This is a genomic window from Maribellus maritimus (assembly GCF_022267315.1).
In the GTDB taxonomy this organism is placed as follows: Bacteria; Bacteroidota; Bacteroidia; order Bacteroidales; family Prolixibacteraceae; genus Draconibacterium; species Draconibacterium maritimum.
Genome location: NZ_JAIKLE010000036.1, coordinates 1 through 23,330 on the forward strand (window position 1 = coordinate 1; position 23,330 = coordinate 23,330).

Annotated in this window: 19 protein-coding genes; 12 read left to right on the plus strand and 7 right to left on the minus strand. The window is 37.8% G+C overall.

Annotation, left to right across the window (positions count from 1 at the left end; genetic code table 11):
• The first annotated feature begins 680 nt into the window (after positions 1-680).
• From K5G00_RS23225 to K5G00_RS23250, 6 genes are all read left to right on the plus strand, one after another.
• The gene (locus K5G00_RS23225) at positions 681-1,823 is read left to right on the plus strand and encodes a helix-turn-helix domain-containing protein (protein ID WP_238768879.1); all 1,143 of its coding nucleotides are present in this window, start codon (positions 681-683) and stop codon (positions 1,821-1,823) included.
• Positions 1,824-2,036: 213 nt separating this feature from the next.
• The gene (locus K5G00_RS23230) at positions 2,037-2,408 is read left to right on the plus strand and encodes a hypothetical protein (protein ID WP_238768880.1); all 372 of its coding nucleotides are present in this window, start codon (positions 2,037-2,039) and stop codon (positions 2,406-2,408) included.
• Positions 2,409-2,539: 131 nt separating this feature from the next.
• Complete coding sequence (locus K5G00_RS23235; protein ID WP_238768881.1) at positions 2,540-4,060, plus strand: glycosyl hydrolase family 79 N-terminal domain-containing protein; 1,521 nt, start codon at positions 2,540-2,542, stop codon at positions 4,058-4,060.
• 11 nt (positions 4,061-4,071) lie between these two features.
• The gene (locus K5G00_RS23240; RefSeq protein ID WP_238768883.1) at positions 4,072-4,872 is read left to right on the plus strand and encodes an SDR family NAD(P)-dependent oxidoreductase; all 801 of its coding nucleotides are present in this window, start codon (positions 4,072-4,074) and stop codon (positions 4,870-4,872) included.
• A 48-nt stretch (positions 4,873-4,920) separates the two neighbouring features.
• The gene (locus K5G00_RS23245) at positions 4,921-5,181 is read left to right on the plus strand and encodes a hypothetical protein (RefSeq protein WP_238768884.1); all 261 of its coding nucleotides are present in this window, start codon (positions 4,921-4,923) and stop codon (positions 5,179-5,181) included.
• 204 nt (positions 5,182-5,385) lie between these two features.
• Positions 5,386-7,044: a hypothetical protein gene (locus tag K5G00_RS23250; protein ID WP_238768885.1), complete on the plus strand. Its 1,659-nt coding sequence runs from the start codon at positions 5,386-5,388 to the stop codon at positions 7,042-7,044.
• Between the two features lie 72 nt (positions 7,045-7,116).
• On the opposite strand, the gene K5G00_RS23255 is transcribed toward K5G00_RS23250, so the two are convergent.
• Together K5G00_RS23255 and K5G00_RS23260 are read right to left on the minus strand one after the other, a co-directional pair.
• A complete protein-coding gene (locus K5G00_RS23255) occupies positions 7,117-7,413 on the minus strand; it encodes a hypothetical protein (protein ID WP_238768887.1) in 297 nt (98 codons plus the stop codon).
• Between the two features lie 124 nt (positions 7,414-7,537).
• On the minus strand, positions 7,538-9,424 hold the full coding sequence (locus K5G00_RS23260) for a C1 family peptidase (protein WP_238768888.1): 1,887 nt from the start codon (positions 9,422-9,424) through the stop codon (positions 7,538-7,540).
• Between the two features lie 907 nt (positions 9,425-10,331).
• Here K5G00_RS23260 and K5G00_RS23265 point away from each other — a divergent pair.
• Together K5G00_RS23265 and K5G00_RS23270 are read left to right on the plus strand one after the other, a co-directional pair.
• Positions 10,332-11,738, plus strand: coding sequence for a Gfo/Idh/MocA family protein (locus K5G00_RS23265; RefSeq protein ID WP_238768890.1), 1,407 nt, complete (start codon positions 10,332-10,334; stop codon positions 11,736-11,738).
• Positions 11,739-11,761: 23 nt separating this feature from the next.
• The gene (locus tag K5G00_RS23270) at positions 11,762-12,703 is read left to right on the plus strand and encodes a sugar phosphate isomerase/epimerase family protein (RefSeq protein ID WP_238768892.1); all 942 of its coding nucleotides are present in this window, start codon (positions 11,762-11,764) and stop codon (positions 12,701-12,703) included.
• A gap of 72 nt (positions 12,704-12,775) precedes the next feature.
• Here the strand turns inward: K5G00_RS23270 and K5G00_RS23275 are convergent, their stop codons facing one another.
• Positions 12,776-14,569 (minus strand): glycoside hydrolase family 15 protein, encoded by a 1,794-nt coding sequence (locus K5G00_RS23275; RefSeq protein WP_238768894.1) that lies wholly within the window; start codon positions 14,567-14,569, stop codon positions 12,776-12,778.
• A gap of 73 nt (positions 14,570-14,642) precedes the next feature.
• On the opposite strand from K5G00_RS23275, the gene K5G00_RS23280 reads away from it, so the two are divergent.
• Positions 14,643-16,850: a bifunctional alpha,alpha-trehalose-phosphate synthase (UDP-forming)/trehalose-phosphatase gene (locus tag K5G00_RS23280; protein ID WP_238768895.1), complete on the plus strand. Its 2,208-nt coding sequence runs from the start codon at positions 14,643-14,645 to the stop codon at positions 16,848-16,850.
• Between the two features lie 287 nt (positions 16,851-17,137).
• Complete coding sequence (locus tag K5G00_RS23285) at positions 17,138-17,566, plus strand: hypothetical protein (RefSeq protein WP_238768897.1); 429 nt, start codon at positions 17,138-17,140, stop codon at positions 17,564-17,566.
• Between the two features lie 62 nt (positions 17,567-17,628).
• Here the strand turns inward: K5G00_RS23285 and K5G00_RS23290 are convergent, their stop codons facing one another.
• From K5G00_RS23290 to K5G00_RS23300, 3 genes are all read right to left on the minus strand, one after another.
• Positions 17,629-18,900, minus strand: a complete 1,272-nt coding sequence (locus tag K5G00_RS23290) for a hypothetical protein (RefSeq protein WP_238768899.1) — start codon at positions 18,898-18,900, stop codon at positions 17,629-17,631.
• 77 nt (positions 18,901-18,977) lie between these two features.
• Complete coding sequence (hydF, locus tag K5G00_RS23295) at positions 18,978-20,207, minus strand: [FeFe] hydrogenase H-cluster maturation GTPase HydF (RefSeq protein WP_238768900.1); 1,230 nt, start codon at positions 20,205-20,207, stop codon at positions 18,978-18,980.
• Positions 20,208-20,301: 94 nt separating this feature from the next.
• Positions 20,302-20,622: a hypothetical protein gene (locus K5G00_RS23300; protein WP_238768901.1), complete on the minus strand. Its 321-nt coding sequence runs from the start codon at positions 20,620-20,622 to the stop codon at positions 20,302-20,304.
• A gap of 119 nt (positions 20,623-20,741) precedes the next feature.
• Between K5G00_RS23300 and K5G00_RS23305 the strand changes: the two genes are divergently transcribed.
• Both K5G00_RS23305 and K5G00_RS23310 read left to right on the plus strand, forming a co-directional pair.
• The gene (locus K5G00_RS23305) at positions 20,742-21,350 is read left to right on the plus strand and encodes a TetR/AcrR family transcriptional regulator (RefSeq protein ID WP_238768902.1); all 609 of its coding nucleotides are present in this window, start codon (positions 20,742-20,744) and stop codon (positions 21,348-21,350) included.
• Between the two features lie 48 nt (positions 21,351-21,398).
• Positions 21,399-22,493: an alkene reductase gene (locus tag K5G00_RS23310; RefSeq protein WP_238768904.1), complete on the plus strand. Its 1,095-nt coding sequence runs from the start codon at positions 21,399-21,401 to the stop codon at positions 22,491-22,493.
• A 361-nt stretch (positions 22,494-22,854) separates the two neighbouring features.
• Here K5G00_RS23310 and K5G00_RS23315 read toward each other — a convergent pair whose 3' ends face one another.
• Complete coding sequence (locus tag K5G00_RS23315; protein ID WP_238768906.1) at positions 22,855-23,328, minus strand: T9SS type A sorting domain-containing protein; 474 nt, start codon at positions 23,326-23,328, stop codon at positions 22,855-22,857.
• Between the last annotated feature and the right edge of the window lie 2 nt (positions 23,329-23,330).

The following is a 23,330-nucleotide window of genomic DNA, read 5'->3' on the forward strand; positions in this document are numbered from 1 at the left end:
TCAAGTTCTTTTAAATCCTCTTTTATATTGAATTTGCTTTGTCTTCCCATGCTTCAAAGATAATAAAGCGACACTATATACTCAAATTGGTATAAATTGGCCTTCTCAATTTTATTTAATCACCATTGTAACGATTAAATAGCAACTATCGTCTCTGGAAAATTAAGTCTTTTATTAAATGATTTTATTACACACATAAGAATACCAAAACAGAAAAAACAATCGTAAAATACTGAAAAGAATAACCGGCTATTTGTGTTTGCTTTGTGCCCCTCGTTTTGAAGTATAGGAAGCAATTTTTGTTTACATATTTTCCAGTTCCTAAATATTTTCTGGTTAATTTAACTTCACTATCTGTTTTTTTTAGTTATTTGAAAAACTCATACAAAAGTGTATGGATTCACTGTTTCTTTGGAAAATACGAAATTTGAATGGTACGCTTTTTATGTGCATGCTGTATTTTAATAATTTGTTTTATTGTTTCTGATTTATTGATTTTAAAACAGAGTTAAACAAACACTTTTGTACAGAAATATTCTAAAATTTTTAGTCAGAACAGACTGTTCTGTTGGAAAAGATTTAGCAGGATAAACAGGAAAAGAAGAAAATGAATATGTGAAACAAATTTACTGGGATTTATTTTGAACTGCCGACAAACTTAAAAGTTATATTTTTATGTCATGAATTTACCAATCGTTTATATTGGCTTTGCGCAGGCGCTTTTTACATCCCTGATATTCTTTTTAAAAAGGCCTTTGAGAATTGCTGATGTTATATTGGGTTTTTGGTTGATTGCCATTTCCGGAATGTTTGGTTTGAATATTTTTCAGGAATGTAACCAGGTGAAAGAAGATATGTGGTTTTTTTCTTTGAGTATTTCCATTACATTTCCGCCGTTTTTGTATTTGTATTCAAAATATCTTACCGTAGAATTTGAGCAATTTAAGCGAAGTGACTTGTTGCATGCCATTCCCTTGTTATTGCTTGTGCAACTAATTCTAATTTTTCGTAATTCAAGGGCTGTTGATCTAACACTTGAAAAAAGTGATTCTGTTCAGCTGTATTGGTTGAGAAATTATTTTGGTGCTTTTTATATTTTAATTTTATTGATTTATGGTGTCCTGGCTCTGATTCATGTTTTCCGGTATAAAAAGCAAATAAAAGATAACTATTCATATCATTCCGATAAAATAAGTTTGAACTGGCTGCTGGTAGTTGTTATTTCATTTTTGATTACCCAAATTTTGATTGTTTTGTTGAGCATGTTACATGAAATAAATGTGATTGTGCAGGACGTCGATTTTATTCGAAACGGCATCTTATTAGTTTATGTGTATGTTATAGGTATATGGGGGTATCGGCAGAGTGGACTGAGTTCGGGCTTAAAACCGATCAGACTAAAAAGAAAGATTGCGGTAAAAAATGAAAGTACACCTGGTAAGTATCAAAAGTCAGGATTAAAAAGCACGCAAAAAGAAGAATATGCACAAAAGCTGATTCTATTTATGAATCGGACAGAGTCATGGAAAGACCCGGAGTTGACTATCGCTAAAATGTCGACTCATACGAGTATTCCAAAACATTATATAACGCAAGTATTAAACGAGAGCTTGGGGAAAAATTTTTATGTTTTTGTAAATGAATATCGTATTGAATATGCTAAAAGATTGCTGGTTTCCTCTGAATACGTTGCCTGGTCTATAGTAGCCATTGCCTATGAGTGCGGATTTAATTCAAAAACCGCATTTAATACTTTTTTCAAAAAATATACAGGCATCACACCATCTGAATACAAAAAAGGAGTAAAAGACAACTCTTACTAGTCTCCCTAAAAGTTAAAGATTTAAATTGTTTAAAGGTTGTGTTTTTATTTTAAGTTTTTGTTAGACAGGTGTCTATGAAATGCGAACTTGTCTTTCCAGAGTAGACGAACATCTAATTCATTATTCCTGAAAAATCGGAACGGCTACAAAAAATCTAATCTGTAATTTTATATCCACAGGAATATTAATGTAGAAAAACTTAAAAGGATAATTATGAAAAAAGTCGGATTTATTTTAACATTGGTAGCATCACTGTTTGTTTCACTCATTTCTAATGCACAGCAGCCAGAAGATTATTTTTTAGGCGACTGGGATGTGGTAGTTGAAGGAACTCCCAATGGAGATGCAAAAATGACTATGCATCTTGAAAGGGTGGATGGAAAATTAAAGGGAGAAATGAGAACTGAAGGCGATGCAGGTGTAATAAAAATTGAAAAGATTGACGAAAAGGAAACTTCTCTGTCTATGTATTATTTTGCCGGAGGGTATGACATTAGTATGGATTTTGATAAAGTAGATAAAAATAATATCAAGGGAAATCTGTTAGGTATGTTTACAGCAAGGGGAATAAGAAAATTAGATTAAATAGAAAAGTCTTTGAACGACGAATAAGCTTTTTTATTCTTGTCCCGGAATTTTAAAGAGGGATGGACTAGAATATTTGATTCCGTTATTCGTCTGTTTTTTTGTCTGTAGAAATCAGAAAATATCTTTAAATGAATTATATAACAGATACAGCAATAATAGTTCTACTATTTGTCCTTTCTTTAGGAAAAACAAATGAAGACAGTGGTAGAAAAGTTATAGAACTAAATATAGCTGACCTAAAATTGATTGGTAGGGTTGATGATAGGTATCAATCTGTAAATATTGAAATGTGTGAAGTTGTTGGAGGAGACTTTTGGATTCCATATCACCTGGTAGATCCGGAAAAAGTAAAAAGTGGTGGTTTTGCCGCTTTGAAAAGAGAGATTCCACCGGTAAACCTGTATGATAAGAAATTACGTACCCTTGCTTCGGCTCTGGGTCCGATGTATGTGAGGGTGAGCGGAACCTGGGCAAATACGACTTATTTCCAGGATAACGATAAACCAAAATTGGAGTTCGCACCTGAAGGGTTTGAAAATGTGTTAACAAGGAAAGAGTGGAAAGGGGTAATCGACTTTTGCAACACAATGGATGCAAAATTAGTAACCTCTTTTGCTATTAGTAATGGAATCCGGGATAAAGATGGGAACTGGACTTCGGCTCAGATAGAACCACTGGTAAATTATACAAAATCGATTGGTGGAGAAATTGCAGCGGCTGAAATGTTTAACGAACCTTCGCACGCAGGCCATGGCGGAGCTCCTGATGGTTATGATGCGAACTGGTATGCCAAAGATTTTGCAGCCTTTAAAATGTATGTTGATTCAGCTATTCCTGAAATGAAAATTTTGGGGCCGGGTTCAACGGGTGAGGGAGGAATAATTCCTGGACAAAGCATTTCAACCGATGACATCATGTGTGCAGAGCCAAAACCGGAATTTGAGATTCTTACCTATCATTATTACGGATGGATGTCGAAGCGATGCATGGGAAGTTTAACTCCAGAAAATGCACTTACCAAAGAATGGTTGAGCAAAACAGAACTTGGTTTGAAATATTACCAGGATGCGCGTGATAAATATGTACCCGACGCTCCCATGTGGCTGACTGAAACAGCAGAAGCTGCCTGTGGAGGTAATCCCTGGGCTGCAACTTACATAGATTGTTTCCGGTATCTGGAACAATTGGGAAGATTAGCGAAAAAGAATGTTCAGGTGGTGATGCATAATACGCTTTGTGCAAGTGAATATGCTTTGCTGGAACAGGATACGCATGAACCAAGACCTAATTACTGGGCTGCATTGCTTTGGAATAAATTGATGGGCACAAAAGTTTACGATGCTGACATACAGACCGATGGGCCAGATGTTTTTATTCACAACCTGAAAAACGCGTCAAAAGGTTATGCTGTGCTGATTGTAAATCCAAAGGATGTTACATCATCCATAGAAATACCTGCTGCTGCAGAACAGTTTTTGCTAACGGCAGATGGTGATAATCTCCAAACCAAAACGGTAAAATTGAATGGCGAGGTTCTTCAATTGAAATCAGATGAGACATTACCAGAAATAAATGGGAAAAAGGTAAAGGCGGGTGCCGTTGAAATACCACCACATAGTATCGAATTTCTTGTTTTTGATGATAAATAAATGGTTGTCGAATGAACGTATATAATAAATTAATAATTGTAACCGGTGGCGGAAGCGGGATGGGACGTAGTTTGGTATTAAAGCTACTTGAAAAAGGCACCAGGGTTGCTGCTATTGATATCAATCAAGAAGGGTTGGAAGAGACAGCAGTTTTGGCTGAAGAGAAAAAGGATTCATTAACCATATTTAAATTAGATATCACCGATAAACAAGCGGTTGAAAAAACGCTTGGTCAAATTATAGAGCAGGCTGGAGCAGTTGACGGTATTATTAATAATGCCGGAATCATTCAACCTTTTAAAAAACTAAATGACATTGATTATGATGTCGTCGAACGGGTTCTCAATGTTAATTTGTGGGGAACAATTTATTTGACAAAAACGTTGCTTACCCATCTGCTTAAACGACCCGAGGCGCATGTTGTAAATGTTTCAAGCATGGGTGGTTTCTTTGCTTTTCCCGGACAGACCATTTACGGAGCATCAAAAGCTGCAGTAAAAATCATGACCGAAGGATTGATTCAGGAATTAAGCTCTACCAGCGTGTATGTGTCGGTTGTTTTTCCTGGTGCGGTCAATACAAACATCATGGCAAACTCAGGTCTTGAAATTAACGTTGAGCAACAAGAGGCAGCCAAACAAAGTTCCCGACTGTTATCGGCAGAACGGGCTGCTGAAATAATTATCAATGGAATCGAAAAGAATAAAAAGAGGATATTTGTTGGGAAAGATGCGCGGATAATGGATTATTTGTATCGCCTGAGTCCGAACAGAGCGGTAAAATTTATTTCCAAAAAAATGGGTGATCATTAAACTACAATCAAAAGACAGAACAGCGGTTTAGAAATTAAAACTAAAAAAATGAGGCACATAAAATTGTCGATTATACTATTTACACTTTTTGCTTTAAGTTTTCATGCCAGTGCGCAAAATAGTTTGGTGAATGCGGAACTGGTTTTTACTATAACCGATACAGTTTTTGGCAAGCCATTTATTGATATTGATGAATGGCGCGATGTCCCTGTACGTCATCGATATGTACATGGAGGTTTTAAAGGTACAGATACCCGTTTTTCGTTTTATTTTCCAGGTAAAGAAAAATATGAGGGGCATTTTTTTTAATATGTAACACCTGTTCCCGATAGTGAAAATCTTTCTCAGGGTGCTATAGGTGAAGCGGATAAAATAGGTTTTTCGCTGACCAATGGAGCCTATTTTATTGAAACAAATGGTGGCGGGAGTAGAGCTACTGCTACCTATGGTTCAGGTATCGACCCGTTAATAGGTGCGTACAAAGCAAATGCTGCCTGTGCTCAATTCTCGAAATTGGTTGCAGAAAAATTGTATGGCAAGCATCGTACCTACGGCTATATTTTTGGAGGGAGTGGTGGTGCATACCGAACCATCGGCGCTATTGAAAACAACGAAGGCGTTTGGGATGGTGCAGTACCGTATGTTATTGGTTCACCAATGGCAATTCCGAATATGTTTACCATTCGTATGCATGCAATGCGAATTCTAAGAGATAAGTTTCCACAAATTCTTGATGCTGTTGAACCCGGCGGAAGTGGGGATATGTATGCAGGTTTAAATAAGGAAGAAAAGGCAGCCCTTGAAGAAGCGACAAAGATGGGTTTTTATCCCCCGTCTTGGTACGCTCATAAAACGATGGGAATTCATGCTTTTGGTGTACTTTATCCCGGAATGGCAATGGCTGATCCGGAGTATTTTAAAGAATTCTGGACTATGCCGGGATATTATGGCTTTGACCATCCTGAATCATTTGAAGGTGATAGAATTCAATACGAAGCAAAAATTAGTAAGACTTTAACTTTGGAGGAAGGACAGAAGTTAGGATTACCCGTTTATGCAATGCCTGGGCAGGCTCGTGGTTCTGCTGATAAAGCCTGGCAGAATATGGAAAGAAAAGAACAGGAAATACCTGTTGCTTTAAAGCTCGAAGGGAGAATGCCTTCCGTACAATTTTTGGGTGGCGATTTAATTGTAAAAACAGGAGATGCGGCAGGGCAGCAAGTTGCTTTAAGAACAATTACTGAAAATGTCGTGGTTTTTGGCGTTGCGAGTGAGGATGTTCTATCCAAATTCAAAGAGGGAGATATTGTACAAGTAGATAATTCCAACTTTTTGGCTGCACAAACCTATCACCGTCACCAGGTTCCAAAAGATGGATACCCAACCTGGGATCAATTTCGTGACGGAAACGGAAAGCCAATTTATCCGCAAAGACCTATGATACTGGGGCCTATTTTTGCTATGGGAGCTTCCGGAGTAATTCCAAATGGAAGTATAAAAGGTAAGGTTATCGCATTGGAGAATTTGTGGGATACCGAAGCATTGCCATGGCAGGGCGACTGGTATCGGCAGCAGGTTCAAAAACAGCTTGGCGAGAAAACAGATGATAATTTCCGGCTCTGGTATACAGATCATGCCAATCATGCTGATTTTCCGTTTCCCGGCAATCCAAATTATATCGTCAGTTACCTTGGTGTACTTCAACAGGCACTTCTGGATTTAAGTAATTGGGTGGAAAATGGGATTGAACCAGCTGCCACAACCAAATATAAAATTGAAGATGGACAGGTGATTGTCCCGGCAACGGCGGACGAACGTGCCGGTATCCAACCAGTAGTTAATGTTACTATCAATGGGAAAAAACGCGCTGATATTTCCGCGGGTGAAACAGTAATATTTAATGCTGTTGTTGACATTCCAAAGGGCAAAGGAAAGCTGGTTAATGCAGCCTGGGATTTCGACAGTTCAGGAGCTTTTAAAGATATTGTTGATTTGTCTGACACAAAAATTAAAAATAACGGTTCACGTATTGAAATTACTATGAAACATACCTTCAATAAGCCGGGAAAATATTTTCCGGTGCTAAGGGTTGCTTCACAACGAGACGGAGATAAAGAAACACCATTCACAAGAATTCAAAATCTGGACAGAGTGCGCGTTGTTGTTAATTGAAGGCTTCGGAAAACTGCTTTTTGCATTTTTTAAGCTCGTTTTGGTTGTTGGTAAGGGTAAAGACTTTATTCTTTAGGAAACATTAACAAGAATTTCTTTTTCCCTGATATTGGTGTTTGTGTCCCAGTCTTTGTATCCTATTTTTATAACACCACTTCCGGATGAATTTGCCTTGATATGGAAGGTACTTTCAAAAGTGCCTTCCTGTTCAGGATAATCCGTTATGAGTAATGTGAGATTTTTTGGAAGATGTATAAACGCCTCAAGATTGAGATGTGGAGGAACAACAGCAACGCTGTAGTTCTCCAAAGCAAATTCATCTCCGGTTTTTAGATTTATTTGGTCTGTATTTTCAGCGAGAAATTTCATTGTATTAAGAATTGGAATTAGTGAGTTTAAGATACAACTATTTTGGTTGGTCGGCTACCAGCAAAATTGTTTTTTTTGACAAATTTTAAAACAGGCCGGAAAATTCTCCCGGCCCGTTGATTTATCAGACATAGAACAGTAACTCAATTTTTGCCCAGGAATATTTTTCAACAAAACCTACATTGTCGGAAATAACGTGCCACCACAAGTCGGCATATTTCCCACCCCCGGTTTGCAGCGTATCGAGATTATAAGTCCACGACGACGGGACCATAATTCCACGTTTGTATTTATACCTTGTGCCGTCGTCATTCAAAACTTCAAGATAGGAAATTTCAAGTTGGTTGTTGGACTCCAAATGCATAATTGCTTTGTAAGGACGATTGGTCGTTGTTTTGCCAACAACAACTGCAAAATTCAACTTGCTTGAAGGAATACCTGCATCATTAATCGAATAACTGTTAATTCTGCTTGCTGTCAGGTATTTCATATCATATAATATGCAAACTTTGGCGCCATTTCTTGGAACGAGATAATTAACACCCGGTTTAACAGCTTCCCACCAGAAGTCAGCATCATTCGATGTTTCACGGCCGCTGTCGATGTCACACAAGTAGGTGCCACGAACAACCAAGCCGCTGCGTTTCAGATGAATGGTTCCGTTCGCATTGTATACCACCAGGTTTTTCAGATAGAGATTATATCCTGCATAAGCTTCGCAAACTGCATATCTTCCTTTTGAGGTTTTAAATGCGATAATGGCAGCACGCAATCTGGTTCTGCTGATTTTGGAATAGGAATAGGGTGCCCGTAAAAGTCTTCCCGGAACACTTAGTGGTTCGAAAGGAACGGGTTGTTTAACCACAAATCCATATTTAAAGTAGGTACGAATGTAATCGTAACTCAAATATGCGTAACCGGAATGTCCCCATCCTGGGCCCCAACTATTTTTGACAATAAAGTAGTTTTGGATTTTATTGTAGCCAACAACAAGCATGGCGTGCCCCCCTTGATAAATAGGATTTCCATTTGAAAATCGGGGATCAAGAATGCCGTCATTATCGGTGTCCTGCCAGGCAACCCACGTACCGATTACAATGTTATAACCCTGGTAAAGCAGCGATTCCAGATAACGGGTGTTTTTAATACTCTCTCCGGTAAGCCCGTTGTCCTGAATAATTTTGTAATATTTAATTCCGTATGTTTGATTTCCGGTTGCATCCGATGACGGGCCGTAAGTTCCGGCACTTATTAAACTGTTTATTTGAGACTGGTTACACAGATATGGCCACTCTGATTCAAGGCAAATTTTTCCATCGCTTCGGGCGAGATATTTTGCTGCATCGGTAGTTTTTAATCCCTGATCCTGATTGTGAGGCCGACCTATAAATTCATTGAATTTGTAATGAAGATATTGTTCCGAAAGATCATCCGGAATATGATCAAACGCTTCCAAAACCCCACAAGAAGCATGGGCAACGCAGGTACCTCTGGAGCACTGGTTTTTTACGGGCGATTGGTCGCTTCGGTGATCGATTGTGGAAGGTAATCCCATAGATTCTGATTCTACAATATTTAAGTCGGTTGTTGCCTCCAGTGTATCCTGTGCATAATAAGACCTGAATTTGGCAGTATCATCATTAATTAATTTTTCACTTTTCTGATCCTCTTCATCCAATTCGGGATCAAAATCAAAGTCTTCGGGATGAATTAAAGTAACTTCAAAGGTTTCATAGTCTTTGTTTTCGTCACGTTTTTCGTCAATTTTCTTTAAAAGGTCTTCATCTTCAATTTCATTGGCTTCCAGCTTTTCAATGGCGTCGTTGCTTAAATCCAAATCTTCATCAAGAAGCTCCGCCATGTTTTGGTGGGTTTTAGCATGAACTTTAAACTTTACCTCTTTTTTTTCGGTTGTAAACCATTTTTGTACTTCATTTTCGGTAACCGAAACAATGCGTTGTTTTAACACTGTAGCTTGTTCTTTTGTGAACTTTTTAAATTCGTTTTTCATGTAGTTAATTTTAATTTAATGGTTGCTTTAATAATTTTAATCGATTGGTTCGTTAACAATCATTTTCAGAATGCTTGTGTGGTATTTCTTATCTGATGAAAAAATGAATTGTTAATTTTGAGGAGCGGATTTATTTGCTTATGATTCACAAATTGGTTAATAATTTAGTTTCCTAATTATGGCACGGCCATAGTTCACAAGTTTGCCAGAATTGTATAGAATATCTGAAGCTTGTTCTCTTATAGGTTGTTATGGTTTATAATCATATAAAAAGTTACGGCTTTTAGATTTAAACTACAAAGTATATTCTCTTAAAAAGGAGTTTTTTGTCTGAAAAAAAAACAACCTGTTTGTTTTTGTTGAATCGTTTAGAATTGCTGTGGCTTGTGATTTAAATAATACTTTGAACAGAAGAAATATTTTGAGTTTGTTTGTCAGTTCTATGTTATCTTATCGGATGTGAATTTTTTAATAAGCATATGTCTATATTTTCTTCTTTGTAGCGTCAGAATAAATAATACACCGTTTTATGTTAATAAGTTTGCCCCCAGGAGCTAAATTAATTGCAGTTTCTTTTTTAATATTGAAGTACCCTTATTTTTTATCTTTATCTTATTCCTTAAATGAGATTACAGGGTAGCAGAAAGCTACCCTGATTTTTATTTGGCATAAATGTTATGCTGCAACTCTCGAATAAAATTGAAAATTTGAGGAATTTGACGTTAAACCTTTTATAATTGATAAAGTCATAAACTTACTTTTATTCCGGTATAAATAAACGAATGTTATTTATTCGATAACTTAACTGATAAAATTATTTTTGTTTGTTTTGCAGACAACATTGTGTAGCGAGAAATGCTTACATTCGGATTTTAAATTCTAATTAATGAACTAAAAACAAAGATTAATGGAAGGAACTTCAAAAAATCAATTAAATCGTAGAAGATTTTTAGGTTTGTCGGCGCTGGGGTTAACGGGCTTAACTGTTTTACCAAGCTGGACGATGAATGGTATCAAGATAGCTCCAAGTGACAGAGTAGTACTCGGTTATATTGGCTGTGGCCAGCAGGCACTTTCCGATTTCAGAGGATTTAGCAGCGTTCCTGGTGTTCAGGTAGTTGCATGTTGCGATGTTGATAGTATGAAACAACAGCGTTTCAAAAAAACGGTTGAAGAATGGCAAAAAGGGCAAGGTGTTTCTCCTCGGTGCGATATGTATGAACAGTATGAAGAATTACTGGAAAGAAAAGATATTGATGCTGTTGAAGTTGTAACTCCCGATCATTGGCATGCTTTACAGACAATCCATGCATGTCAGGCGGGGAAAGATGTATATGTACAAAAGCCATTGTCGTTTACCATTACCGAAGCTCAGAAAATGGTAAGAGTTGCCAACGACAATAAGCGTGTTGTTCAGGTAGGAAGTCAGCAAAGATCAAGTGGTGAGTTCCAGAAAGCTATTGAATTGGTTCAAAATGGCGCGATTGGTCACATTGATAAAATTTATGCAAAAGTTGGTGATCCTCCAAAACCATTGGATCTTCCGGAAGAACCAATTCCAGGTAACCTCAATTTTAATTTATGGATGGGGCCGTTAAACGATCCGAAAATTCATTATCATCCTGATCTTTGTCCCCCTATTTCTTTAGATCCGCCGGAAAGGGAACAGTTGTGGGGAGCGTGGCGATGGTATCTCGAAACAGGAAATGGCTACACTGCTGACTGGGGGGCACATATGTTTGATATCGCACAAGCAGCTATCGGTATGGATGGCTCTGGTCCCGCAGAAATTATTCCTAAAGGATACAATGGAGCTGAATATCTAACATTCAAATATTTAAATGGTATTGTAATGACAGAACAGCCTTATTTGGAAGATATGCCAGGAGCTCAGGGTATTAAATTTATAGGAGATAAAGGTTGGATAGAAGTTGCGCGTGGATATCTTGGGTGTTCAGACTCTTCGCTTGTTCCTGAAAATCTGGCAGGAAGAAGACCCCGGAATCTTACGCCGGAAGAACGGAAGAGGATGTATGAAGAAATGCAGAAAGCACAGGCAAAAGGAAGCGGCAGTTTTGAAATTAGTGCACCGCACATGGAGGACTTTATTGATGCTGTTCGTTCAAGACAAAAGCCAATTGCTCCAATCGAAGTTGGCGCAAGCACTGCTGTTCTTTGTTGTTTGGGTAATATAGCTACTGAATTGAAACGTCCGGTGAATTGGAATCCGGCTACTCAAAGTTTTGGTGAAGATAAGGAGGCCTGGAATCATCGATTGTATTATTATGATTACAGAGGTTCATATAAATTGTAATTTAGCTAACCAGTAAAATAATTATGGAGACAAAAAGAGAATTTTTAAAAAAACTTGGACTTCTCACAGTTGGAGGAGTGGTTGGTGGTGCGATGGCTCCCGCTACAGCATCAAATTCCAGAAGTAATTTATTTGCCCCCAAAAAAGTTGTGGGTTTACAGTTGTACTCTCTTGGAAGAGAACTAACTGAAGATGTTCCCAATGGATTAAAGAGAGTTGTTAAAATCGGGTATAGCCGAGCTGAGGCAGCCAGCTACCGTGAAAGAAAGATGTATGGCTACGACGTACCCGAATTTAAAAAAGTAGCGAATGATGCTGGTTTAAAAATAACAGGCTCGCATGTAAATCCTCCGGTTCGTAAATATACCAGGGATAATATGGGGGAGATTGCTGATTTTTGGAAAACAACCGTAGAAGACCATGCAAAACTTGGGGTTAATACCTTGGTTCAACCGGGGATGCCACAAATTGAAAACCATGATGATGCTGCAATTGTATGCGAAGTATTTAATAAAGCAGGTGAAATCGCAAAAGATGCAGGAATCAGATGGGGGTACCATAATCACAACCACGAGTTTGAAAGAGTAGTAAAAGAAGAAGACAAAGCCAAACAAACTAATCGGTGGATGCCGGTGGGCGATGTAATTTATGATTTGATGCTTGAGGGAACTGACCCTAACCTGGTTTTCTTTGAAATGGATGTATATTGGACTGTTATGGGGCAGAACGATCCGTTGGAATATTTCGAAAAATATGCCGGAAGGTTCCCTGTTTTACACATTAAAGACCGCTCTGTTCTTGGACAATCGGGTATGATGAATTTTAAAAATATTTTCACAAAAGCCTATGAAAACGGGCTTGATGAATATTTTGTTGAACTGGAAGGAATCAGATCCGGTATGACTCAGTTTGAAGGAGTAAAAGAATGTTTTGAATATTTGAACAACGCTCCCTTTGTAAAATAGAAGGATTACACAAAAAACGATAAATAAAAACAGGTATTTCTAAAATACCTGTTTTTTTATGTCCAAATGAATTTAAAATTTAGTTTTTAAATGTATGTCCTTTGAAAACAACATTGCTGTTTCTATCAGAGCCAGGTGTGAATAGGCCTGCGGAAAATTACCCAGCAATCTTTTGGTCTCAAAATCAATGTCTTCACTAAATAATCCTAAGTGATTGCTATAAGAAAGTAATTGGTCAAAAAGTTTTTGTGCTTCTTCTTCTTCACCGATTTTAAACAGAGCCTGAATCATCCAAAATGTACATATTGTAAAAGATGATGATGGAAGTCCAAAATCGTCTTCGTTTCTGTAACGATACATAAGTCCATTCTTTGAAAGCTCTTTTTGTGTTGCTCTTACTGTACTAATATATCTCTCGTCTGTAGCTTCAATAAACCCAAACGATTCCATCAAAAGTGTTGAAGCATCCAAATCTTTGTTCCCATATGTTTGTGTAAAAGCCTTTTTCTCTTCATTCCACGCTTTTTTGAAAATATCGTCATGAATGGTATTTTTTAACCTTGTCCATGGCTTAATATATTCCTCTCTTTTGGTAAGCTTTGCAACTTTAATTCCTCTGTCAACAGCCACCCAGCAAAGTAGTTTTGAGAAGGTAAAATGTTTTTGTTCATTTCTAATTTCCCAAATTCCCCGGTCTGGTTTTCTCCAGTTATTTTTTACAATCCGAACAATACTCCTGGTAATGGTCCACAATTCTTCACTATTTTCCAACGACACGTCAAAGAGACTAAATTGTTGATAAATGACATCCATTAAAATCCCGTAAATATCGTGTTGTTTTTGCTTGTAGGCAGCATTTCCAATACGTACCGGAGCACTGCCCTCATATCCGGAAAAATGAGTAAGAATTCGTTCTTTTAAATTCTTCTCTTTATTGATACCATACATAATCTGAATTTTTTCATCCTTATCGGATACTACATCAATAATAAAATTCAGAAAACGGCTGGCACTGCGCCAATGTCCCAACTTAGTCATTACTTTAATAACCATCGATGCGTCGCGGAGCCAGCAAAAACGGTAATCCCAATTGCGTATTTCACCAATTGTTTCGGGAAGTGATGTCGTTGCAGCAGCCAATACTGCGCCTGTCTTGTCATAGCTCAGCAATTTTAAAACAAGGGCGCTACGCAGTATCTCGTCGTTATAGTGACTAAAACGGTGTGTTTCTTCCGACCAGTTCAGCCAGTAAACCTTTGTTCGTTGTAATTTTAAATAAGCTCGTGCCTGTGTTTGGGGTAGAAGTTTTTGGTTATAACTAATCAGAAAAAAAAGGTCGCTTTTCATTGTTACTTCTTCGCTGTTTACAACCTTCTTTTTGTTCAGGTTCGTATATAGATAAAGTGAATCATACGGTCCCTTTACTGTTTTACTTTTTATAAATTCAGACCGAATTTGTGTTTTTGTTGGTTTTTCTCCGTATTCTAATCTGGGATCATATTTAATCCTGAACTTTGGCCTCCCTGATTTCCATTTGAAATAGCGAATATAATCGGGGGGAGAATAAATATGGTCTCCGCCATTCCGGTAATGATACCTCGGCATAAAATCAATGATCTCGAAAGTATCAGTACCGTTGGTAAAACGTGTGACAAGTATATTGGTTTTGGGTAAATATTTCTGGTTTGTTGAATAACTTTTGTCTACAATAATTTCAAAATTTCCACCTTTTTCTTTATCAAGTAGTGACGAAAAAACTGATGCAGAGTCAAATAAAGGAAGGCAAAGCCACTCTGTTGCGCCATTTTTTGATATTAAAGCTACACTTTTCCCATTTCCAACTATTCCGTAATCTAAATTTATCATTATGAAAACTAAATTAATTTTGAGATTCGACTTATTTTCCGTATTATCCCTTGAAAACAAATATAAAAAAACTATGAAGCGTTTTCTAATTATTTCAAATAGATTACCAGTGCAGATCGCCATCTCCGACGATAATATAGATGTAACCCCAAGTGTGGGAGGACTGGCTACCGGGATGCAGTCAGTTAGTAAATCCTTTAAAAGCAGTTGGATAGGCTGGTCGGGGGTGGAGGCCCAAAACCTTAGCTCTGAACAACAAAAAAAGGTTGATAGTGCCCTGGCAAATGAAAATTGTATTGATGTAAATTTAACAGAAGAAGAAGTTGAATTATATTATGAAGGCTTTAGCAATAAAACCATTTGGCCATTGTTTCACTATTTTAGTCAGTTTGTTGAATATGAGGAAGATCAATGGCAGGCATACAAGGCAGTGAATCAAAAATTTGCCGATGTTATTGCTGAAAATATGGAAGGAGTAGATAAGATTTGGGTTCACGACTATCATCTTTTACTTCTGCCACAAATGATAAAAGAAAGATTCCCGGAAGTTACCATTGGTTTCTTTCTGCATATTCCCTTCCCATCATACGAGGTATTTCGAATACTACCCTGGAGAAATGAAATTATAAACGGCATGCTTGGTGCCGATTTACTTGGCTTCCACACTTTCGATTATGAAAGACACTTTATGAGTTCTGTTCGCCGGCTTTTGGGCTATGATATTCAAATAAATGAAATCAGTCTTCCGCGAAGAATTGTAAAAGTAGATAACTTCCCAATGGGAATTGATTATGATAAATTTCACGATGCAGCTATTGCTTCTCAGAAAAAGTCGGTCCGTGATAAATCCGAAGTAAGAAAAGAGCTTGAGAGATATTATCTTTTATATCCCGAGACCAAATTTATTTTGTCAATCGACAGACTCGATTACAGTAAAGGATTGATTAATCGTTTGGAAGCTTTTGAATATTTTCTACAGGAATACCCTGAGTATCGGAACAAAGTAACCCTGGTTCTTCTTGCAGTACCCTCAAGAGTGGGGGTTGAACAATACCAGCAAATGAAAAGCGAAGTGGACGAAATTGTTGGACGGGTAAATGGCAAATATTCATCGATAAACCGTATGCCAATCTGGTATTTCTATCGGTCTTTGCCTTTTCAAAATCTGGTTGATTTATATAACTATTGCGAGATTGCACTTATAACTCCTATTCGCGACGGTATGAATTTGGTGGCAAAAGAATTTATCGCTTCAAAAACGGATGGGAGGGGAGTGTTGATACTGAGTGAGATGGCCGGTGCTTCAAAAGAGATGAGTGAAGCATTGATTATTAATCCGAATGACAAAGCCCAAATTGCAGCAGCGATTCAAACCGCTATCGAAATGCCGGATGAAGAGCAAATTGAAAGAAATACAATTCTTCAAAAAAGGTTAAAACGTTATAACGTTGAAAAATGGGCAAATGACTTTTTGAATAGTCTGGAAAAAGTGAAAATGAGCGAGGAAATATATCTTGCCAAGAAACTTACAAAAATTGCCCAGAAATCGCTTGTGAAAGATATTTGCAGTTCGGATAGCCGGGTTTTCTTTCTTGACTACGACGGAACATTAACCGGCTTTAAAAATAATCCCGGTCATGCAAAACCCGATGAAGCTCTTTACGATTTGCTTGATGAACTTGATGCAAATCCGAAAAATAAAGTAGTTTTAATTAGCGGACGAGATAAAGATACATTTGAAAAGTGGTTTGGCCATAAACCTTATACACTTATTGTAGAACATGGTGTTTGGGTGAGGTCGCCAGAAAAAACGTGGCAGATGATTGAACCGCTTGATGATTCCTGGAAAGAAAGCATTCGTTCGTCGCTGGAGTTTTATGTTGATCGTACGCCAGGCTCTTTTATTGAAGAGAAAAATTACAGTTTGGTTTGGCATTACAGGAAATCGGATCCGGAACTGGGAGTGAACAGGGCTATTGAATTGAAAGACGAGCTCACAAGTTTAGTTACAAACCTGAATCTTGAAATTTTAGAAGGAAACAAGGTAATAGAAATTAAAAACAGAGGTATTAACAAGGGGCGGGCAGCGCAAAAGTTACTGCACGAATTTCCGGCGGATAAAATTGTAGCCATTGGAGACGACTGGACAGATGAATTTTTATTTGCTGAAATACCTGACTCTGCAATAACGATTAAAGTTGGACTTGCAAAAACAATTGCAAAATATAAGGTGGAGAATGTTTCAGAAGTCAGACAGTTGCTAAAAGAATTTTGCTGCTAATAGTTGATTCTGTCTGTCAGTTTAAACTTTTTCTGAATTGAACGTGTTGGAGATTTTTTTGAAAAGTGGTTAAACACCTGTGTATTGTTTAAGAAAACAAAGAATAGGAATGACCTAAAGGTGCTTCTTTTGCAGGTTTAAGATTTGAAAGAAATTGGAGGTATTGGTTTTCAATAGCTTTGGCACACGTGAATCTGAGTTTTGTTTTTAATAAAAGCGTTTAGAGGTCCGATTAAACTATTGAATTGAATTGTAGTCAAAAAAAAAGTTGTTTTTAATCGGGTGATATGCGAAGCAAAATTAATTTTTCAGGACTAATAAAGTGGTTGGGCTCTACAGAAATGTTTGCCCGGCCCTCAAAAAAGCTGCCCGGGAAATGGCTTTTGCTTGAGTTTTATCACGAACCTGAAAATGAATTGATACATATATCTAAACACGAGCTAAAAGAGGAAAACTTTTTTTGGGAGATTGAGTTTGATGGTAATGAAAATTATAGTCACAATACAAATCTAAATCTTCCATTAATCTCTAGAATTGTTGACGGGACCTGGAGTCGATCCAGAAATTTTATTACGCTTGTTCATCCAAGTAATTTTCGCGACAATGTCGAGTTTCAGTTTGCCGTAGAAAGAGAGAATTTAAAATTGTTAAAAAAAGATGCTCTTGGAAGAATCGAGTTTTTTGGCTTTTTTCAGAAGGAATTGGCAAAAGAATAATCAAATAAAAAGGAAATCAGAGCTATAAGTTGAGGTACTTTTTTGTTTCAGGTTGATGTAGATTAAAATCTCATCATTCTCCTTCCGTTTCCAAATCGCGGATTTACTATGTTGTTGAATATAGACCCAAAAGTATAAGTAAGTGTAATTCCTCCATCAATTCTGTAGGCTGTTGCCAGTTCCTGCAGTTGTAAAAGTATGTCAGCCTCAGACAAGTCGCCGGCCACCAATGAAAGTTGGTCGCTGATTTTAGCTACCCCGCCACGGATACTAAATGAAAGTCCTTTTAAGATTCTGATACTGATACTCCCGTCCAGTTCAAGCCTGTATTTTGAAAAATCATTTAAATAATTCGAGCCCTCAAGCGAAACATTAATACCTCCCCATTTTTCTTGTACTTCGTAAGCAATTTGCAATTGGTGCTTTGGAAGATTTTCTTTTATTTTTTCATAAATCGTGGTGTCATTATACTGGTTTAATGAGGCTCCAATTCCGTATAAAAATCGTAATTGGTGGTGTGTTGATTCAGAATAGGGAAACAAATTGTATTCAATTGAGGGGAAAATTTCAGCCTGAAACTTACAGTTGTTGAATGTGGAGGTCTGAAGTTCTGTTTTTGCTCCAACAGACCAATGTGGTCCCAGGCTCTTAACGATCAGGTTTTCAAATTGCACCTGGATCTTGGTTGCTGCATAAGTCGAGTCATCATAAATATATTTGGTTTTTGTGTATCGGTGACTGAAATCAAACTCAAGTTTCCATTCAGGAGTAACCTTGTTAGCGTTAAAGGAATTCCAGAAGGTATATTCTTTTAACGTTTCTTCCCATTCAAATCGAGGCCTGGTTTCCAATTCAAAAACCCAATTATTCCACTTGTCAATTACTTCCTCTTGTTGTTGTTTACCATCGTGTGATATTATTATCTCTTTATGAATGGGAGTTCTTGCAACATAGCGCATCAATCCCATTTTTATCATGTTTGTTCTCCCTTGTCTTTGATGTTCTCTGGTATCATCGGGTCTGGATATATAAACAAGTGTATCCTTTAATCCGACAAACTTGTCCTGACCAAAAAAGAAATAGGAATATTCTCTTCCACCGCTTCCTGTATTTTGCCTGGTTTCGCGTAAATAAAGCTGTGCTTCTTTGATGTCCCTGACATAATTAACATAGGGAATTTCCCTTCTTATGTGGTTCATATCACAATAATCACAATCGATAAATAATTTTATGGCATTTTTTCGGAGGCTGTCCTGTGGTTCTGTTGTTTCCTGTGCTTTAAGCACGACAATAGTTAAAGTAAAGGCAAAAATCAGATAGATTTGTCTTTCCATAAATTTAGATTTGGTCAAATAGTAAAAATTTGACGGCATCAGGACTTTGGGGTTTAATGAAAAGGACTAATTTTTATTTAGTCTTCATAAGGCCTTTTGTATATGTCTAAAGCTGCGGGAAAGGGTTGCAATGCCCGTTCGAAGATTCCCAGGGAATAGGCAATTGTTAATCCGTAATTTGTAATTGGAACGTCGGCTTGTTTTGCTTTTATAATTCTTGATAACATTTCGCGACGGTTCCACATGCAAGCACCACAGTGAATAATCAGTTTGTAATCCGAAATATTTTCAGGGAAATCGTGTCCCCGGATACTGTCGATTTGAAGTTTCCCACCAACATATTGTGTTAACCATCTGGGGATTTTTACTGTTCCTATATCTTCCCCAATTGGGTGATGAGAGCAAGCCTCGGCAATTAAAACTTTATCTCCTGTCTTTAGTTTGTCTATGCTCATGGCACCTTTTACCATCTCGTTCAGATCTCCCTGAAAACGGGCAAAAAGAATCGAAAACGAGGTCATTGGGATTTGAGCGGGGGTATCCGCAGCCACTTTTAAAAAGGCTTGTGAGTCAGTTACTACAAGTTTAGGCGGTTTATTAAAAAGGGATAGCGCTTCACGAAGTTCTCTTTCTTTTACAACAGTACAAAATGAGTCGTTATCTAACAAATCGCGAATACTTTGCACCTGTGGTAAAATCAGCCGGCCTTTAGGAGCTTCTTTGTCAATCGGAACAACAAGTACTGCTGCTTCGCCAGGGCCTACCAAATCGGCCAAAATTGTTGGACGGTTAATAAAATCATTAGGGACAGTTTTGAGCAGCAGTTGCCTTAGCTCAGTTATTCCTGTTGCTTTTATTGCTGACGTATGAGTATATTTTATTTTTACACTGTCCAGTTGTGATACAATATCGATGTTCTCTCCGTGAATGTCACTTTTGTTAAAAACAACAATAAAAGGAATTTCCCGGTTTTTAAATTCTTCAATCAATTGATGTTCATACTCGCCCCAATCATTAAAATTGCTCACGATCACTCCCAGGTCAGTCCGGTCGAAAATCTGAAGTGTCTTTTGAATTCTTTTCACTCCAAGTACTCCAACATCGTCAATTCCCGCTGTATCGATAAACAAAACCGGGCCTAACGGCAAAAGTTCCATTGGCTTTTCCACCGGATCGGTTGTTGTGCCTGCAATTTCAGAAACGATGGAAACATTTTGTTGCGTCAATGCATTTAAAATGCTCGACTTGCCAGCGTTTCTTCTTCCAAAAATTCCAATGTGTAAACGAAATGTCTTTGGTGTTCTCATGTATAAATTTTGTGAATGGAAAAGTACTAATTCTTCATATTCAAACCATAAAAAAAGGGTGCAATTTGCACCCTTTGAAATGTAGCCCAAAAGTTTATTTTTTTTCTTCTTTTTCCTTTTCAGAACAACAACTCTTTTCCGAAGCAGCACAACTCTTACCTGAAGCGGCACAGCTTTTTTTCTGTGCATCTGTGCAACCTGACGAGGTTTCTGTTTTGGTAACTACTGCTTTAGCTGATGCTTTGCTTTTCTTTTTGTCTTTTTTTTCGTCTTCAATTGTTGGTTGGGAATGATTATCAGTATCCGCAACAAAAGAAATTTCTGTTTCCGATGTGGCTAACATCTTAGGTGAAGCATTTGAAACAGAGATTCCATAAATTGCAGTCAGCACAAAAATCAGTAATAATTTTTTCATAATCTTAATAGTTTAACGATTTGTAATATGTATCTATTGAACTTTTGTTTGAAATTGCGAATGTTTTGATTTCTAGTTTGTTGCAAAATACAAAAAATATATTTTATTTTTTAGACCAAATGGTCTATTTTCGTGACACGATGAGTAAAGCGGAGCGAACACGACAGTTTATTATTGAAAGGGCAGCCCCAATAATTAACAGGAAGGGTATGGCCGGAACTTCAATCAGTGATATCATGGAGGCAACACAGTTAGCCAAAGGTTGTTTGTACGGTAATTTTGTGAATAAGGATGAGATTTGTCTGGAAGCTTTCAATTACCTCACCACTCAGTATACAAATGAAAGAGAGGCATTTCTGAAGAAATATCCCAGCGCTAAAGAAAAATTGTTTGCCTACCTGGAGCATTTTAAAGAGGGGAAATTCAGGGAAGAATATGGCGGTTGCCCAGTGCTCAACTTTGGAACTGAATCAGATGATACCAAACCGGAGATCAAAAAAAGGGTTCATCAGGTGATTCTCACCTCACAGAAATACCTGGAGGACTTGCTTGCACAGGGAATTAATGACGGCGAATTTCACTCTGAACTGAATGCGAAAAGAGTGGCTCTTAAATTTTATGCTATGCTGGAAGGTATCGTTCTGATCAGCCGGGTTGGTAATGATGATAAACAAGTGAATGAGATTATTATATCGATTAAAGAAGAAATCGAATTGTTTAGTGTATAAAAAATTTTAAGTATTAATAGACCGATCGGTCTAAGAAAAAGTTAGGCAATGGAAAACAAACTATTAACACCACTCCGGTTAGGAGATTACGCATTGAAAAACAGAGTTGTGATGGCGCCGCTAACACGTATGAGGGCGGATGTCGAGTTAGTCCCAATTGACCTGAATGTTGAATATTATCGTCAACGGTCATCGGCAGGGTTGATTATAACAGAAGCAAGTCAGATTTCGAGGTTGGGACAAGGCTATCCGATGACACCTGGAATTTATTCAGATAAACAAGTAGCAGGGTGGCAAAAAATAACGGATGCTGTGCATAAAGAAGGTAGCCGTATATTTTTGCAGTTGTGGCATGTTGGTCGTATATCACATTCATCTTTTCATACCGATGAGGGATTGCCGGTTGCGCCTTCTGCGATTCAACCAAAGGGAAATACATTGACATCTGATTGGAAACAGGTTCCTTTTGAGACTCCACGTGCCCTTGAAACCAGTGAAATTAAATCCACTATTCAGGATTACAGACATGCAGCTAACAATGCTAAAATTGCAGGTTTTGATGGGGTAGAACTACATTCGGCGAACGGCTATCTTTTAAATCAGTTCCTACATGGAAAAACAAACCACCGGAAAGACGAGTATGGTGGTTCCGTTGAAAACCGGGCCAGACTCACTTTGGAAGTTATTGATCAACTGGTTGAGGTATGGGGAGCTGGGAAAGTAGGTATTCGGTTATCTCCATTCACTTTTTCCGGTGACGTTCATGATCTTGAAGCCTTACCTGTTTACGGGTATCTTTTAAAAGAGCTTAATTCAAGGCCTCTGGCTTACGTGCACTTTGTACGGGCAAGGGCAACCGAGATTGAGGATCAAAAAATATTCGAAAAAGAAAAGGAGTTATGGAATCGGTATTCCGGAACCATCATAGCTGCAGATGGATTTACTCCGGAAACAGCTTTGGAATACCTGGATAACGAATGGGCCGAAGCCATTGCATTTGGACGTAACTTTATTTCTAATCCGGATTTACCACGGCGAATAGAAATAGGTGCTGAGTTAAATCCGTATGATCGAACAACTTTTTATGGGGGAGGAGAAAAGGGATATACTGATTATCCTTTTTTACAGAAACAGAATGCTTGAGATAGATTAAAGAGGTTGCCGGGAACTCCGGTAACCTCTTTGCTCTTGTCAGGATCGACTCTGTTTGATGACTGAATACGCCTAAACTTTGGTTCTCAATTTAAGTCGAATTTAGTCAAATAATTGCTCGAGGACTACCACTGTGTTTCCTTATATTTTCGCCAAAAACTAAGAAGCAGTGTCAGACTGGTGTATGGCAGAAGGGGCGAGTCCAGAGAAAATCCCTTATCTGCTTTATTATAAATGGCAGGTAGTTTTAGGCCTTTTAAGTCTGAAAACTACCTGATAGTTAAATGCTCTTCGAGCCTGTTCAAATTCAATAACTGTCATTGAAAAGAAGCATGGTAAAGCTCAAGATTTTTTATTTTCTGACAATTTTAAATGATTGTATGTTATTGGTTTTCTTTGCACTGATCCGAAGCAGATAGGTTCCCGATGCCAGGTTGCTTACATCAATCCGGGTATCGGTTTTTGATATGTAATTTAGCCGAATTATTTTTCCTGTCATATCAAATAACGAATACTGTTTATCCTGTAATTCTGAGTCAAAATGGATCATGACAAAATCCGATGTTGGGTTAGGATACACACTTAGTTCTGAAACTCTTATCTTTGGCTCATCAATAGCTGTAACTACCAGTTTGCTTTGATGAAAACCCTGTGTGAGAATATCTGACCCGGAAGCAAAAGTTTCGGTGACTGATTCCCCCAATGTCCAGCTAAACTCTACACCACCGGCTTGCTGTGTTGCTCCGGCAGAAGCAACTACCTCCTGTGCAAAGGGAGTTGAGATTTTGAAAAGACAAAATGCAACAATTAGTAGATAGTTTTTCATTG

Excerpts from the sequence above, each read along its gene's own strand:
- K5G00_RS23225 (WP_238768879.1), top strand. The coding sequence starts at position 681 with ATGAATTTACCAATCGTTTATATTGGCTTTGCGCAGGCGCTTTTTACA.
- K5G00_RS23230 (WP_238768880.1), top strand. The coding sequence starts at position 2,037 with ATGAAAAAAGTCGGATTTATTTTAACATTGGTAGCATCACTGTTTGTT.
- K5G00_RS23235 (WP_238768881.1), top strand. The coding sequence starts at position 2,540 with ATGAATTATATAACAGATACAGCAATAATAGTTCTACTATTTGTCCTT.
- K5G00_RS23240 (WP_238768883.1), top strand. The coding sequence starts at position 4,072 with ATGAACGTATATAATAAATTAATAATTGTAACCGGTGGCGGAAGCGGG.
- K5G00_RS23245 (WP_238768884.1), top strand. The coding sequence starts at position 4,921 with ATGAGGCACATAAAATTGTCGATTATACTATTTACACTTTTTGCTTTA.
- K5G00_RS23255 (WP_238768887.1), bottom strand. The coding sequence starts at position 7,413 with ATGAAATTTCTCGCTGAAAATACAGACCAAATAAATCTAAAAACCGGA.
- K5G00_RS23260 (WP_238768888.1), bottom strand. The coding sequence starts at position 9,424 with ATGAAAAACGAATTTAAAAAGTTCACAAAAGAACAAGCTACAGTGTTA.
- K5G00_RS23265 (WP_238768890.1), top strand. The coding sequence starts at position 10,332 with ATGGAAGGAACTTCAAAAAATCAATTAAATCGTAGAAGATTTTTAGGT.
- K5G00_RS23270 (WP_238768892.1), top strand. The coding sequence starts at position 11,762 with ATGGAGACAAAAAGAGAATTTTTAAAAAAACTTGGACTTCTCACAGTT.
- K5G00_RS23275 (WP_238768894.1), bottom strand. The coding sequence starts at position 14,569 with ATGATAAATTTAGATTACGGAATAGTTGGAAATGGGAAAAGTGTAGCT.
- K5G00_RS23280 (WP_238768895.1), top strand. The coding sequence starts at position 14,643 with ATGAAGCGTTTTCTAATTATTTCAAATAGATTACCAGTGCAGATCGCC.
- K5G00_RS23285 (WP_238768897.1), top strand. The coding sequence starts at position 17,138 with ATGCGAAGCAAAATTAATTTTTCAGGACTAATAAAGTGGTTGGGCTCT.
- K5G00_RS23290 (WP_238768899.1), bottom strand. The coding sequence starts at position 18,900 with ATGGAAAGACAAATCTATCTGATTTTTGCCTTTACTTTAACTATTGTC.
- hydF (WP_238768900.1), bottom strand. The coding sequence starts at position 20,207 with ATGAGAACACCAAAGACATTTCGTTTACACATTGGAATTTTTGGAAGA.
- K5G00_RS23300 (WP_238768901.1), bottom strand. The coding sequence starts at position 20,622 with ATGAAAAAATTATTACTGATTTTTGTGCTGACTGCAATTTATGGAATC.
- K5G00_RS23305 (WP_238768902.1), top strand. The coding sequence starts at position 20,742 with ATGGTCTATTTTCGTGACACGATGAGTAAAGCGGAGCGAACACGACAG.
- K5G00_RS23310 (WP_238768904.1), top strand. The coding sequence starts at position 21,399 with ATGGAAAACAAACTATTAACACCACTCCGGTTAGGAGATTACGCATTG.
- K5G00_RS23315 (WP_238768906.1), bottom strand. The coding sequence starts at position 23,328 with ATGAAAAACTATCTACTAATTGTTGCATTTTGTCTTTTCAAAATCTCA.